Consider the following 13,556-nt stretch of genomic DNA (forward strand, 5'->3'; position numbering starts at 1 on the left):
CCCGCCGAAGCGGGTTTCGTTATTGAGGATTAGAAAAGTTCTACGATCAGTTCTTCGCCTGTTTCTGCATTTTCAGCAGAGACAGGTTCGGCTTCTGGAGGCTTACTTTGTTTTTCCAATTGATCCAATACAGTTTTTGTAATGGCAGCAGGATCGTTGTTCAACAAAATGCTCAAACGCTGCTGTAATTCATGCACGTTCAGCGTATTGGTAGCGGCACACCACAGCGCCATCTTTTCTTCCAAGCTGGCAGTGGAAATGCCCGCTGCCCGCTGACGCTGCACGATCAAGGTTTTGCCCTCAATCTGCACGTCTTTGACACCAGCTTCTTCCAAGACAGCGCGCAGAGCAGCACGATCTACCTTTTGCCGACTTTCCTCATCGACCTCATAGCGCAGGCGCACATCAGCACCTTTGAGGCCCGCCGATAGCTCACGCAATTTTTCAAGGTCAGGCACACCATCGAACACCAAGTCCACCGTGCGGCGGGCGGGTGTTGGGCATTTTTCGATTTCAGCGCCTTCGGCATCCAGCGACCAGAGCAGCCAGTGCTTTTCCCCAAGCTCACCGTGGTGGAAGCGCCCAATGGAACCCGGATAGGCCACCACTTGACGATGACCACTGCCGGTATCCACCCAGTCTTGTTGCTTGTGGATATGCCCAAGGGCAACACCAGAGGCATCAGAGGCGAATAGCGCCCCAAGATCGAGTTCGTGATCCGTTCCAGACATGGGGACACCATGCTCGGAGACGCTGTTGAACACCGTGCCGTGACTCAGCACCATCGAAGGGATGCCTTTGCTGCGCAGCGCTACGTTCACTGGTGCCCAAGACTCCAGCAATCGGGCAATGATGGCCCGCGCTTGAGTATGAACCGCACCATCAGCAACCTGACCGGACAAGGCAGCCAAGGCCGCTTTGTTCAAGGTAGGCAGCGCATGGAAAACCAGTTTGTAGTCACCACCGCTTCGCATTTTTTCAATCGCGGAACCGTCCGACAGCAAGCCAAAGGAGGCCACGCCATCAGCAACCGTGATCGGGTATTTCGATCCGACCATTGCCAGCATCCGCAAGAAGCCCGGAGGCTCATGGCTGAAAGTGCCTTGCAACATCAACACCGGGCAGTGATCCGCCAAGCGCTGAACTTGCTGGGCCAGCGCACGAACGACAGGCTGGTGTGCATCTAGTGCATGGTCAGTGCTATCGCCAGTGATGACCGCGCATTGAACGCCACTGGCAATCGCATCGGAGACTGCGGCATCAAAGCACCGATCTGCTTCTTCTAGGTTTTTAGGCCCATAGTGCAAATCTGAAAAATGTGCAACTTTAATCATGATTCCTTTCCTTCCCAAATTTTGGGCATTAATGAAAGGTATTACGCATAAAAACCAATGCGAAATATCTTTCGCGGAATCTGGGATTCGCAAATTCTTGATTTTTCCGTAGATAACGGCTTGGATTGAAATGATGCCACCAATTTCCGACCTTTTTGGTATCGAATGTTTAGCGAATTCGCTCATCTTTCACGCTGCGCCAGATCGAATTGCGGGAAACAATGTTTCGGTGCATACACCTCCGATACAAACCATTTCCATCGACGACAGTTTGCTGACCGCCACCAGCGATGACGGTGACAGCGACTTGGTTGCCCTCAAAAACGATCATCGAATCGAAAACTTACGAGCAAGGCAACGTGCATACGTTGACGCGACGTTTGAAGCCTCACCCATTGCGCGGGTGATACGCAGAGACTGGAACATCCTCAGTGTCAAGCTCTACATCAACGCTTTGTCGCACTCTTACAGGCAGCAGATTGAGGCCGACATGACGGAGTTCGCAACGCAGGTGCATGAGACTGCTACGGACATTCGCCTGATGCCCTTCGGTCACTTGGAACGCTCTTGGCTACGCCCGCGCAGTATGAAGATTCAGGTTGTACACCCGATCACCGGCATGTGGCTGCGCTCCATGCGGACGCTGGACGAGATTTATGCCATCCTCATTTGTGCAGAGAAGACAGGACTTATATCTGCCCGCAAGCGCCAAGCTATTATGTTGCCGTGCCACCTGTCTTATCTGGCATTCAAATGCACAGCAATGAAAATTCAACTCAAAACGAGTGACGAATTACTCACGGCAGAAAACTTGTGAAGAATCCCCTTGGCTCAATCGAAATCAGCAACTTGCTGGAGGGAAAATGGCAGCCGCAGACTTCATCTTGGTCTAACCGGGCCTCAGCGTTCTGCAAACGACCGGCCAAATTTGGCCGGTCTTTTTTTGACTTTCGTGCGCCAATGGTTAGCCTGAACGCAGACTCCAAAAAAATGAACGCTACTACCCCACCCCACCGCGCCAACCAGATAGAGTGGCAAATCTGGGCCGACGAACTGCGTCACGCCCCTCAGCAAGCTGTGAGCGACTTGCTACGAGGTGCGGCCTGCATCAGCCCTTTTGAGCGCGCTGCTCCGCACGAGTTTTTGTTGGCTATCCTGCCCCGCAGCAGCCGCTCAGTATCACGCGCCCTGCTGGGAGAACCTACTCCCACGCCACCAGAACCCGATCCGACTGCGGATTTACCATCCTGCTTGGATGCAGGCTTGCACGCTTGGTTGCTGGCCCAACGCCAAGCGCCCTTGCCCCCCGCACACAAATTGGGAGCCTATGCCGCCCAAGTGTGCGAAGCCTTGCAATGGCCGCTTTATTTCACATTGCCCCAAACCCGAACAGCGCTCAACGCCGACCAAGAACGCTGGCTGCCGTGGCTGCAATCACTGGTGATCACCCCCTGCCGCGCCCCAGAGCGTGACTACTTGCAGCTACTCACTTTTATATAACTTAGGTACTGTTGAATAATGAAATTGACCGACACAATGCGCACCGATCCCATAAGCCTTGCTGCTGCCAAGAAACTCGGCGGCGTGCCTGATGGATTTTCCTTTTTCAGGCTTGAATGGCTGGGAGCCAAACCTGAAGACTGGAAGGTGATGAAATGCTCAGGCGCAGTTTTCAGAGAAGCGAAGTCTGGGCCACGCAAAGGCCAGCAGTGCATCTTGGTCAAAGGAACCGAGCGCACCGCTTTTGTGACCAGTGCAGAAATAAATGCCGAAGCCGCCGCGATTGCACCGCCGATTACTACGACTTAACCAAGAATCACAGAGAAAATATTCTCTCGCAAACAAATGAAGCGCGAAAAAAATAATCCGCGAAGATGGATTAACTATCAAGACCACCCCAATGTCCACCGCATTGTTTTGACGCGACTCCAGAATGGCGTTACGCTTGACCAAGCGCACGAGATTTTTATGCGGTTTTTTGTAAGAAACCAGTCCGCTCCCGCTGTAGCCACTGAAATGAGAATCGACTATAAAACCACCTGCGATATTTTATACGGAGTAGTTTGGCCCCAAGCCTACAAACAATGGTCTAGCGACCCATTCAATTAGATTTTCAGCGCGCAGAAAGACTCAGAAACAATGGCGAAATTTCTAACCGGAATAGCATTTGGCTTTTTGCTGTCATCTTTATTTGCACCGTTTGATACTATGAAAAGCCCCAGCCATAAAACCGCTAATTGCGAAACAGCAGGCTTTTTTACCGGGAAGAAATGGCAATGCACGCCAGAAGAAAAGGCCGAGCTTACACTAAAGCAAGACGAAAATAATATGGCAATTTTGAAATGTCAGGGGAATTAAATGACACAGCAAGAAGCAGACGAAGCACAAAATTGGCGAGGGATGGATGGATCAACAGCATATCAGTTGATTGAGCGTCACGCGAATAATTGGGATGAAATCGGCTTGATGATGAACGCATGGCTGCGTGCAAACCGTACCGTAAACCCAGATTGCGCCACCCAACCCACCCCAAACTAATCTCAGGAGCGAAATCATGATTCGATTTGAAGGCCACAAAGCAGCGAACGGCACCGAAATCGTGCTTCGTTTGTTCAATACACGAAAGGCGGCAAGCATTGCTGGTGGCCCCAAATGCGCGGTCATTGGTATCGGCCCCGGATTCGCATATCTTGGTGAATACGGTGCCTATTTCGACGAAGATGGCGAAATTCCATACTGGTGGGCGCTGGACGATTCTTTGCGAACGCACGACGAGGAACCTGATGCCACGCACTTTCGACCTGGTGATTGGTGGACTGCGCCACGGGGTACCCGCTATCGCGTCACCAAAGATGTGCGGCACGTCCACTCCGAAAGGCAGGTGGCCTTGCAGCCAGCGGGCAAAGGCCCAAAAAAGTGGGTGCAGTGGAGCGCCATCAAGCGCGGGTGGCATCGGGAAGCATGGGGCGGGCAGCCGTAAGCGCCCATTTCCAGCTCAAGGCGCGACCGGCCAAATTTGGCCGGTCTTGATTTCCATGCAACGCCCAATTTTTACGGGCTGATTTTTAAGGAAAAAGAATGGCAGATATTCTTGAGCAATTGCAGCAACGGATTCTTGTGGAGCATGGCGGCCCGAAAGGTATGCAGTTCGGCTGGAATCTAACGGAGGGCGACAGCCTCATACACCGCGAGGCTGCACTTGAAATTGAACGGCTTCGCAAAATGGTTGACCGACTGCTTACGCATTGCGAGGACGGCGAATGCGCGACATGCGGCGCAATCGTGTGTAAACACGGGGACGTAATGCACTTTCATCACGACGGGTGCCCATCGTGCTCAACTGACCAGACTGAGCCGATTTTTCAATCAGCTTGACTACTAGGTTGCACCACAAGGAGAAAATCCCATGCCCTGCTACACCATGTACGACAAAGATCGAAACCGGGTAGGCCACATTTGTGGCAACTTGGGGCCGCATTGTTCCGACTGCGGAGACACGGGCGACAACCTATGCGATTACCCAGTTGGTGACGGCAAGACCTGTGACCGCTCAATTTGCGAATACCACTCCAACGAGGTTGCTTCAAACATGCACTACTGCGACCAGCACTATGCTGAGTGGCGACCATTCCGCGACTCTGGTGGTGTGAGGGCAGCGCTTGAGAAAGTAGTGCTGCTTCGTGGGGAATAGAACCTGAAAGAGGATAATAATGGAACAGCAGCCATAGACACTGAGAATGAAAAACCAAAAAAGGTTAAATAAAACACAAGCGGACTGGGTAGATATGTGCAAGCAAACAATTGGTGATCCTATTGGTCTTGACAAATTTATCAGCGGCGAATCAACTGATTTTTATAATGATGTTATTTTGAAAACTTGTCGGTGGTGGGAAATGCACTCAAGCGACATACTACACAAACTGCAAGATTTTCCATCTAACTAGCTAACACCCGAATTCACGGGCGACGTGCCATCCCTGTAACAACGGGTTGGGCGACTGGTGAACAAAGGTGCGACCAGAGGACAGATATGGAGCAAAAACCACAACTGATGAACGTGAGCAGCATGATCGGAGCCACCGAGCGCGCCCAGCAGCGCGTGCAGGCGTGGATTGACCATGCCACCAAGGTGCAAGCTGATGCAGGGAAGTCCGAACGGCTCGCGCGGCTGGAATGCAAAGCGTGCTTCTACGCCAGCCGCATAGGCGGTGCAGCGATGACATATCGCCCGTGCATGTGCTGCGGCAGTCGTGAGCTTTACAGCAGTACGGCGACGGACGTACTGTGTGCGCCGTGCGCCACCGCTGGCGACCTGTGCAAACGATGCGGCGGCGACCGCGAAATCCGCGCCCAGCGTAAGGGATGGCCTGCGGCGTACAGCGAGACGCCCAACGCCTGAATTCAGGGGCGGCTGGAGGCTATCCCATTCGACCGGCCAAATTTGGCCGGTCTGTCTGGATCGAAGCAAACGGAGCCTAGCTTCCGGTCTGGAGGTTTGCCGCCGTCACCCAGAGGGCCATTGCGATAACCCCTACCGCCCCGTACAGCACCGGCATACTGATGGTGTAGGGCAGCAGCGGCAGCAGGACGAACACGCCAACCACCATCACCAAAGAATGCCCTGCGCCCCAAAAAAACACTGGGTTATGCGATTCAAAAACATCGACCTTCTTTGCGCGTACTACCAAGCCATCGACCAAGGCAGGCGCGGCGACAGCAAGGGCCAGTGCAAGAAATGTGGGCCACAGCCCCGCCAATCGCCAGACCGCACGATAAACCATGTGCCACAGGTTTTCATGGTATTTGACCGTAGCAGCAGCAGTGCGCTTGATGCCGCTTGGGTCATCCAGATGAGCCGATGATGTGAAAAGTTTTTTTGAAAATTTCACTGCATCAGAAAACACCACAGTAAAAACATGATCCGCCCTTTCATTTATCTTTTGAATATCTTGCCCTAACTCTTTCATGAGCGCTATTTCTGCTGATGGAATCCGCATTTCCTCTCGACTCACAAATGCAGGCACCAATAAAAATATGGCAAATGGGAGTACCCAAATCCAGAATAATCCGTGGCGGACAAATTGATTTTTTACTTCGATCATGGCGCTTCCCGTTTCGCTTCAATAAATTCCAAGGCTCCTTTATAAATTCCCCGACCAGCAAGGAAAGCAAAGAAGTGCAGTGGTGGCAAACGCATTAAAAGTGCAGCCGATACCAAGGCTGTTTTTTCCGCTTTCAGTGAACGTGACGTGTTGCTTCTAAATTCGGTAAATGCTTCGCTGGAGCCAGCGCCAGAGCTATAAGAAACTTCAAGCTGTCTTGTTTGCACTTCACCAAAAAGATCAGAAACATATTTGGCAGTTTCTGCGCTGCGAATCCGCAGACTCAAAATGTTGTTCAGGTTCGCTAAAACTTGCTCACACTTATCTTTGCTACCTAAGCGCACCGTCAAATCTGCAATCGACTGCATAGCCAAAAACGCTTTGATGCCAGCACCACCACCCTTATTCAAAATCTGGATAAGCTGGTCATTTGCGACTTCAGCCACCTCATCGACAAACAAATAAGCATCTGTCGGTTCCGAGAAGTTATAAATTGCACCCAAGGTACTACTCAAATCCGCCAGCAAAATAGAACCAATGGCTGAGGCAATAATCTTGTTTGATAGCGAATCCAAGCCGATGTAGAGAACCGCTTTTTCATCGACCACGCGACGCATATCGTAAATGGGGCGGGTATCACTCAAATCCTGTGGATCAGGCGAAAGCAGATCGCCAATTTCATCTGAACCCAGCATTTCCAAGATAGGCTCCAACACCTGCACCATCTTGCTGTAATGCTCCTTGGAATGCTTCACCATCGAAATAATTCCTTCGATAGTATCGTCCGTGTCACCTTCTTGCAGGTATTTGGCAATACACCAATCAAGGCGCGTCAGCGGGGCATTGTTTTTTCCACCACCGCCACCAGAAGACCCAGAAGGCATATTTTTCAAATCCCGATCCCACTCAGGCCCATGCTTTGCAGCAAAGTGGATAGTGAGAATTTTTTCTGCCAAGCCTTCGACGCCCATTTGGACATAGCGCTTGGTGTTGCGAATGGTGGGCCTTTCGCCCGCAGCGATCAGCGCACGATGGACGCGAAATAGCGTTTTCCATGCGAACGCAGCAAAGCTCCCATCCGCATCAACCAATTGCCCAATCCGAGTGGCAGGCTCGCTTTTCCCGTTCCAGTTTTGCAGTGGTTGCAAACGGATAGATTTTTCTGGCTGTGCCGGATCAAAGTAGAGAAATTTGCGACCCGTCAGGCGACATTGCAGCTTGAGCATCGACACCCAATCAATGTCTTTCTTCGGGTCAATCACAATCAGCGCCGAACCCATGTCAACAATTTGCGCGGTAATCAGCTCGTACAGCCGTGTGTTGTGGGTCACGACATAGCCGTCTGTGATGTAGAGATGCTGCGGGTGGTCAATCAAAATGCACTGCGCTTCTTTCAGACCGCATTCCTCAATGCGCTCGATGGCAACAGCTAATTCTTTGCCACCTGGCCTGTATTCGGCGGGCGCTATTGCTTGCTTTTCTTCGCTGTAGAAAAGTTTTTTGGGATTGGGAAATCTGATCGATAGCGTGTAATAGGCTTTGCTTTGCCCACCATCCTGATCTTGCGCGGGGATCACTCGCTCTTTCATGATTGAGAAACCACCCAAGGAGCAGATGATTTCAGCAACATCCATCGCCAAGATTTTGTTGGTAGTGCTGTAATAAACAGCGCCTGTTTCAACAACCTTGCCATCGTTATCGAACAAGCCCCGCAGAATTTCAAAGCGATCTTCTATTGACGAATCCTTGTATTCTTGAGGAATGCACTTTTCCCAACTTTCAACTTCAGCGCTATTAAAGCCATCACTTAGCATACAACCGAAGATGTAGGGGTCGATAGGGGTAGTGACTTTCTTCTTGTAAACAGGTTTGGGCAGCCGAATGTGAAAGCTGCTCAAGCCGTCTTTCATCGACTCGATAATCTTCTCAGTCGTCAGCACTTGGAGCTTGTCAGACTCTTTTTTCAGCAAGCCGACCTGATATTGCAAAGGTACTTTTCGCTCAATAACTTCCCACAGATGGTTCCCGCAGGCTTCAACTTGCCGCCCGTCTTCTAGCGTGATGCGGTAAATTTTCAATTTACCTTGGGGGAAAATTCTTAGCACTTTGGAACGCCCACCATCCGGGGTGCTCACCAGCATTCCCGCTCTAACATTCCCCATCCGCATCCAGCCAGTAGGCGTATGTACTTTCGAGTCGAGCGGCTGGGCCTTGCCAGCGCGCGTGGTTCCGGTAATCAGGGTGTGACCGGGAAGTGAGGTGAAAGGGATGCCTATATCTTTTTCCTCGGCAATTCCAACACCATGAATCCACGGCGCACCAATATCTGAATCACGCACCGGCTTGCTGTTTTTAGGCAAGATTCCATCCAGCACCGCTGCTTTGATGTTGTCAGATCGCGTACGTTTATTTTTTGGGACTTGCTCCAGCCGCTCTATTTCATCGCGAACAAACTCAGGTAAATCTGGCAACTCATCCACATTCCGATTCAAAATTTGCGTGGAAATTTCAGCGTGCTTTTGTGACCAGATAAAGCCACGGCCCAGCGATAACAGACCTCGCTTTCGCTGCAAACGTGAACGACTCATCAACAGCGGCAGAGTAATCGTCCTCATGCGCGACAGTGACAGCGCCAATCGGAACTCCCACAGCTTTTTGAGTTGTTGCGCGCGAAAAGCCGCCATCACCAAGGTGCCCAGCATCATTAGCCACCACCACGGCGGCTGCATGACCACCAGCACTACCGAGCCAACAAGCCAGCCGATAGACGCATAGCCCTCGTAGCCGCGACGAAATAAATCCTCGTATGACCTAGTACCCACAAGACTCTCCCAAAAACAGACCGGCCAAATTTGGCCGGTCGAACAAACAACACCAGCCCAGCCTCAACCCTAGTTCTTGGAGGCTTTCGCGTGCTGATAGATGGCCCCCAACTTGGCATTGCAGATGGCACCGCCATCGGCCTGCCTTTCCAGCACACACTTGGCTTCATAAAGCGCCATGTAGTTAGCCGCTGGAAGCGAAGCGAACCCCAACGCCTTGCGTCCAATGTGCAAATTGCCGTTCTCCAGCACCTTGACATCGAGATTCGGAGCAAACGCCAAGGCCCGAACCCACTCCACCACCTTGATCGGGATGCCCTCAATGTCTGGGGCCGCAACCGCAGGCTGCTGTGGTGCCTGTGGCTGGACAGGCGCGGCAGGGGGCGGCGGCGAAGCATTGGCGCTGGCCTGACTAGCAAGCGGAGGGGATACGGGGGCAGCCGCCTTCGGAAGCGTTGCCGGTGCGGCTGCTGTAGTTGGCGCGGCACTGGAACCAGCCGCAGCAGTGGCTTGAGAACTAGGTGCCGGTGTCGAAGCTGCTGGGGCTGGCGGCACAGGCGCGGTAGCGTGCGCTGTATATAGCTCAGGGCGCAGTGGATCGTGAACAGGCCCATTGTCTGAAGCGACCGGAATATCCGCCATCACACTGGTGGCCTTGTCCCCAATCACTTTGGATTCTTGATCACGCAAGAATTCCAAAACCCGTGATAGCGACATACGCACCACTTTAGCGAGTGGACTTTCCGTGCCGCTCATAACCATTGCGGGGTTGATGGCCGCACCCAACTGATTCAAAAGGGCAGGCGACAGATGGCTGAATTGACCGGGGTAAAAAAATGTCTGCACATAAATCAATCCCGATTGCTGTGGCAATGCCGGTTCATTGCACCATTTAGCACTGAACTTGGTATCTAACTCCCCCAGCGGAAAACGCCCAGCAAAACTGTGGCGCTGTCCATCGCCCAGAGTAACTTCCACGGCCCCCGCGCACATCAGGTAAGCGCTGGCCAGTGTGGCGCAATAAGCGCACCAGCGATAAAGCGGATCATCGCGTTGCCGTTCTTGGGCGGTGGCCTTGGGAGCAAAGATCACCGCATCGCACGAGCGCACCGCCAATAGCCCCGCTTGCAATCCAAATTGCAGCGCACCACCGGGGTGGCTGCAAACAGTCGGCGCAAGCGGTAAATCTTGGACACACATTGCCAAGCGATCCGCCATCGGAACGTACTGTTTTAGGAAAAAATCACGCGGGATTGCACAGGCGGTCAGTAGGTCAGAGAAATGGCCTCGACCAATCAGCTCTGCGAACAAAATTTGTGGAGTTTTCGTTTTTGAGTGCATCCGCACAGGTTGCACTTCCTAGAGGCGGCTTCCTGAGCGAAAGATTGCTGCAATCGTGAATTTTTCAAAACTTGACTGGGGTGCTTCTTCGGTCATGCTTGAAAAGTTCGTCTATTTCTGTTTTTTTTGTCACTTCAACGCTGTCAATCACCCCACCCTGAGGGATGGGGCTTGAAGCCGAAAGGATTCAAGCCGGGTTGACCAGGGAAAGCGGTAGCCAACCCGCTACGTGAGTAACAGGTCGTTCAGACGCACCAGCAAATGCTTCCTCAGTTTGCTGCTCTGCAAGGTTTAGATCATGTTGGGCAAAGGTAAAGGCCCGAAGGTTTAGACCGCAGCCTGCAAAGGCTGGAGCCGGTTATGCACATTCCCGAAGGGAGACACGCCGCAAGGCGTGCGTCACTAGGCCCTTACAGGCAGAGCCGAAAGGCCCAGCGGAGGTGAAAAGCCTCGCACTGATTATTTTTTAACCGGGCTATTAAATGGACGTGAGCAGGTAACGGCCCAAGGCAAGGAATGCTATGCGTTCCGCGCTCTACCTCCCCGGCATGAATGCCGAGGTTTCACGCGCAAATCTGATGAACTACTCCCCTGCCATTTTGCAAGCATTCCAAAAGCCCGCCATGATTGATATGTTCGCTGTCTTGGAAGACGAGGGGCAGGATCGCCAGCAGCTCATCATGCAGCACGCGATGGCGGTGATTCAGCATTACCAGACCCTGAACATCTCTGCGATGCAAATGTGCGTCCATCTTTACCTTTGCCGCGAGGAATTCAAGGCCAGTGGTGAAACAGGATGGGAACAGTTTTGCACTACGAATTTCGAGTCGTATGGTTTGAGCCAAAGCAACATTCGACATTCAATCCGTGCGGGACGCTCTTTGCTTTCAATGATTCAGCGAATCGAAAGCACAGGCGAAAAGATGCCGGATTTGCGCCTACTCAGCCGCAGTGCCTTGCTCGTTTTGGCAGATGCGCCGCCAGATCTTCAAGACCGCATGGTCGTCGAGATGGCATCAACCAAAGCCAAAGCGGCAGAGGATGAAACTCAAAACAAAGGCCCGACAGCGGAAGAACTGCGCCGCAGGCTGGGAGAACTGGAAACTGAAGTCAAAGAGCAAAAGCAGCAAATTGATTCCAAAGACAATGCCCTGCGCCGCATGAATCAGGCCATCGATGCGCGTGAAACCGAACTCTCAGCAGAAAAAGAGAAGTTCAAGCGGCTTATGCAAAAGCAGACCACGCCTGCAGAGCATGTGGTTTACAAACTCCCTGATGGCATCAAAAATCAGATGGACACGAAAGAACGCTTAGAGGATGAGATCGCTTATCGCCTACGCGAAATCGCTAGATTGGAAGAAGATGCCCAGCGCCTGAAAACCGAAAAGGCTCAGTACGAAGCCGAGATGGCGGCTAAACGACAAGTCAAGGATGTATTAGAGTCACTGAATGAAGACATTCAAGCCATGATGACCAAATACACTGACGCCTTAATGCAAAAACTATCTAGCACAGACCCTGAATATGCTACCCCACTCCTAGTTTCAGCCGCCCAGCGCCTGCGGATTTTGGCAAATCAACTCTCCCCCTCTCTGGTTTAAGCAAGAACGTAGTTTTTATTTGAAACAAAATGTCAAAAAGTAACGATACGGAAAAGAAAAATCTGGCTGAAACTGCGGTGCGTCCGCCCGACATTAACCGGGTTTGCGGCCCCGCGATGCAAGAGGCCATCGAAGAAGTCAATAAAGCATTTATGAAACTATGTTTGACTGCTGCACGCTTGGGGGATTCGGAGCCTCTGGCACCGGCACTGCTGGGGGTGAACCGCGAAGTGCTTGACGAACTAGCCAACACCGGGCGGGCGGGGATGCTGATGGCACAAGCCTATGGCCTTCCGCTGGTCGAATGCCGTTTCAAAGATGCCTCGGTCTTGCGACAAGTGATCGATTCAGGACTGGGTTCAGCGGAAGCGGTTGCTGCCATCACCAAAGCTATGCCACTCGATGTTATTACAAAAGGGAGCAGGCGTTGACGATCAATACACCTTCAGCCGATGGAATCCAGTCTTGGGTTCTACTGATGGTCAAAATGCAAGCAAGGGCCTGTGTGATCAGCCGTATCACGGGCATCTCACTGGCTGATGCGCGCAAGATATGGCACGCCCAGAACAAGCGCAGTTCTCCATCGGGTCAACAGCCCAACGACTTGAGCTGGTTTCTCAAAACAACAGTGCGGCGCTACCACTCGGCGCTTCTCTTGAGTCTGTACGCGCAGGCCAAATTGAAGCTACCCGACTACGCTGCGTTTGCACACGCTTACTACCACTACGCTCGAATCACATCAGGCGACCCTCAGCGGCACTATGATGAAGCTACTGATCCAGCATTCCGACCCACAGAGAATGACTACGCGATTCCGTTCAGTCGGGCGCACTACCTCATCACGTCCTACACGGACGAAGTGGGTCTGATCGGGAATCGGAAATGCCCGTTGCAACTGCGCCGCTGCAAGTGCTGCGATGGCGTTTACCTCGCTGACGAGTCGGAAGTGGAACGCGCCTGCACACTCTGCGCCAACAAAAAAACGCGATAGCCTATCAGGCTAGCGCAGACAAACTTGCACCAAACGAAGCCACCTTAGTTGCACGGTGGCTTTTTTGCTAATTTGCATCCTCGCTTCTTTGCAGTAGGATAGTAAACACGAATTAACATTGAGAGGAATTTCTAATGCAAACCCCTAAGCTAAACGAAGCCATCAGTCACTTGGAAAAGGCATCCGCAGCGCTTTTAGAAGTTGCCATGACATGCAAGGCCGATGAGCCGATGCTGACTCTTTTGCTAACCCCCATTATCGAGGTTATCGGGCCACTGGCAGCACGCATCCAACTCATCGAAGAAGCAGCAGAGTCCACAGAAAAACCCACGCCAATCGTTAGTCACTAACACCAATCCCCCCGA

The 13,556-nt window shown here is 52.2% G+C and carries 16 protein-coding genes; 12 read left to right on the forward strand and 4 right to left on the reverse strand.

Annotation, left to right across the window (positions count from 1 at the left end):
• Nucleotides 1-29: 29 nt before the first annotated feature.
• The gene (locus BMX55_RS11140; protein WP_091457575.1) at nt 30-1,334 is read right to left on the reverse strand and encodes a metallophosphoesterase family protein; all 1,305 of its coding nucleotides are present in this window, start codon (nt 1,332-1,334) and stop codon (nt 30-32) included.
• A gap of 133 nt (nt 1,335-1,467) precedes the next feature.
• Here BMX55_RS11140 and BMX55_RS11145 point away from each other — a divergent pair, with 133 nt between their 5' ends.
• The 8 genes from BMX55_RS11145 (at nt 1,468) to BMX55_RS11190 (ending at nt 5,733) form a co-directional block, all read left to right on the forward strand.
• Nucleotides 1,468-2,151: a hypothetical protein gene (locus tag BMX55_RS11145; protein ID WP_143059646.1), complete on the forward strand. Its 684-nt coding sequence runs from the start codon at nt 1,468-1,470 to the stop codon at nt 2,149-2,151.
• Between the two features lie 173 nt (nt 2,152-2,324).
• Nucleotides 2,325-2,834: a hypothetical protein gene (locus tag BMX55_RS11150; RefSeq protein ID WP_143059647.1), complete on the forward strand. Its 510-nt coding sequence runs from the start codon at nt 2,325-2,327 to the stop codon at nt 2,832-2,834.
• A gap of 18 nt (nt 2,835-2,852) precedes the next feature.
• Nucleotides 2,853-3,143 (forward strand): hypothetical protein, encoded by a 291-nt coding sequence (locus BMX55_RS11155; RefSeq protein ID WP_091457578.1) that lies wholly within the window; start codon nt 2,853-2,855, stop codon nt 3,141-3,143.
• A gap of 330 nt (nt 3,144-3,473) precedes the next feature.
• Nucleotides 3,474-3,692 carry a hypothetical protein gene (locus BMX55_RS11165; RefSeq protein ID WP_091457580.1) on the forward strand — a complete coding sequence of 73 codons (219 nt, stop codon included), beginning with the start codon at nt 3,474-3,476 and terminating at the stop codon, nt 3,690-3,692.
• Nucleotides 3,693-3,872, forward strand: coding sequence for a hypothetical protein (locus BMX55_RS11170; RefSeq protein ID WP_091457581.1), 180 nt, complete (start codon nt 3,693-3,695; stop codon nt 3,870-3,872).
• 16 nt (nt 3,873-3,888) lie between these two features.
• Nucleotides 3,889-4,314 carry a hypothetical protein gene (locus BMX55_RS11175; protein ID WP_091457585.1) on the forward strand — a complete coding sequence of 142 codons (426 nt, stop codon included), beginning with the start codon at nt 3,889-3,891 and terminating at the stop codon, nt 4,312-4,314.
• A 98-nt stretch (nt 4,315-4,412) separates the two neighbouring features.
• A complete protein-coding gene (locus BMX55_RS11180; RefSeq protein ID WP_091457588.1) occupies nt 4,413-4,709 on the forward strand; it encodes a hypothetical protein in 297 nt (98 codons plus the stop codon).
• A gap of 655 nt (nt 4,710-5,364) precedes the next feature.
• Nucleotides 5,365-5,733 carry a hypothetical protein gene (locus BMX55_RS11190; protein WP_091457595.1) on the forward strand — a complete coding sequence of 123 codons (369 nt, stop codon included), beginning with the start codon at nt 5,365-5,367 and terminating at the stop codon, nt 5,731-5,733.
• Between the two features lie 76 nt (nt 5,734-5,809).
• On the opposite strand, the gene BMX55_RS11195 is transcribed toward BMX55_RS11190, so the two are convergent.
• From BMX55_RS11195 to BMX55_RS11205, 3 genes are all read right to left on the reverse strand, one after another.
• A complete protein-coding gene (locus BMX55_RS11195) occupies nt 5,810-6,436 on the reverse strand; it encodes an IncC plasmid conjugative DNA transfer DtrJ family protein (RefSeq protein WP_091457599.1) in 627 nt (208 codons plus the stop codon).
• Nucleotides 6,433-9,258, reverse strand: a complete 2,826-nt coding sequence (traD, locus tag BMX55_RS16210) for a conjugative transfer system coupling protein TraD (RefSeq protein WP_143059648.1) — start codon at nt 9,256-9,258, stop codon at nt 6,433-6,435. Before traD ends, BMX55_RS11195 begins: the two co-directional genes overlap by 4 nt.
• Before the next feature lie 69 nt (nt 9,259-9,327).
• Nucleotides 9,328-10,599, reverse strand: coding sequence for a TraI domain-containing protein (locus BMX55_RS11205; RefSeq protein WP_091457601.1), 1,272 nt, complete (start codon nt 10,597-10,599; stop codon nt 9,328-9,330).
• Nucleotides 10,600-11,120: 521 nt separating this feature from the next.
• Between BMX55_RS11205 and BMX55_RS11210 the strand changes: the two genes are divergently transcribed.
• The 4 genes from BMX55_RS11210 to BMX55_RS11220 all read left to right on the forward strand — a co-directional run bounded on the left by BMX55_RS11210 (nt 11,121) and on the right by BMX55_RS11220 (nt 13,541).
• Nucleotides 11,121-12,200 (forward strand): hypothetical protein, encoded by a 1,080-nt coding sequence (locus BMX55_RS11210; RefSeq protein ID WP_143059649.1) that lies wholly within the window; start codon nt 11,121-11,123, stop codon nt 12,198-12,200.
• A 29-nt stretch (nt 12,201-12,229) separates the two neighbouring features.
• Nucleotides 12,230-12,631, forward strand: coding sequence for a hypothetical protein (locus tag BMX55_RS16470; protein WP_177172882.1), 402 nt, complete (start codon nt 12,230-12,232; stop codon nt 12,629-12,631).
• The gene (locus tag BMX55_RS11215; protein WP_177172883.1) at nt 12,628-13,191 is read left to right on the forward strand and encodes a FlhC family transcriptional regulator; all 564 of its coding nucleotides are present in this window, start codon (nt 12,628-12,630) and stop codon (nt 13,189-13,191) included. Before BMX55_RS16470 ends, BMX55_RS11215 begins: the two co-directional genes overlap by 4 nt.
• A 134-nt stretch (nt 13,192-13,325) precedes the next feature.
• The gene (locus BMX55_RS11220) at nt 13,326-13,541 is read left to right on the forward strand and encodes a hypothetical protein (protein ID WP_091457609.1); all 216 of its coding nucleotides are present in this window, start codon (nt 13,326-13,328) and stop codon (nt 13,539-13,541) included.
• Nucleotides 13,542-13,556: the final 15 nt, after the last annotated feature.

The sequence above is a fragment of the Giesbergeria anulus genome (assembly GCF_900111115.1).
Taxonomy (GTDB): Bacteria; Pseudomonadota; Gammaproteobacteria; order Burkholderiales; family Burkholderiaceae_C; genus Simplicispira; species Simplicispira anulus.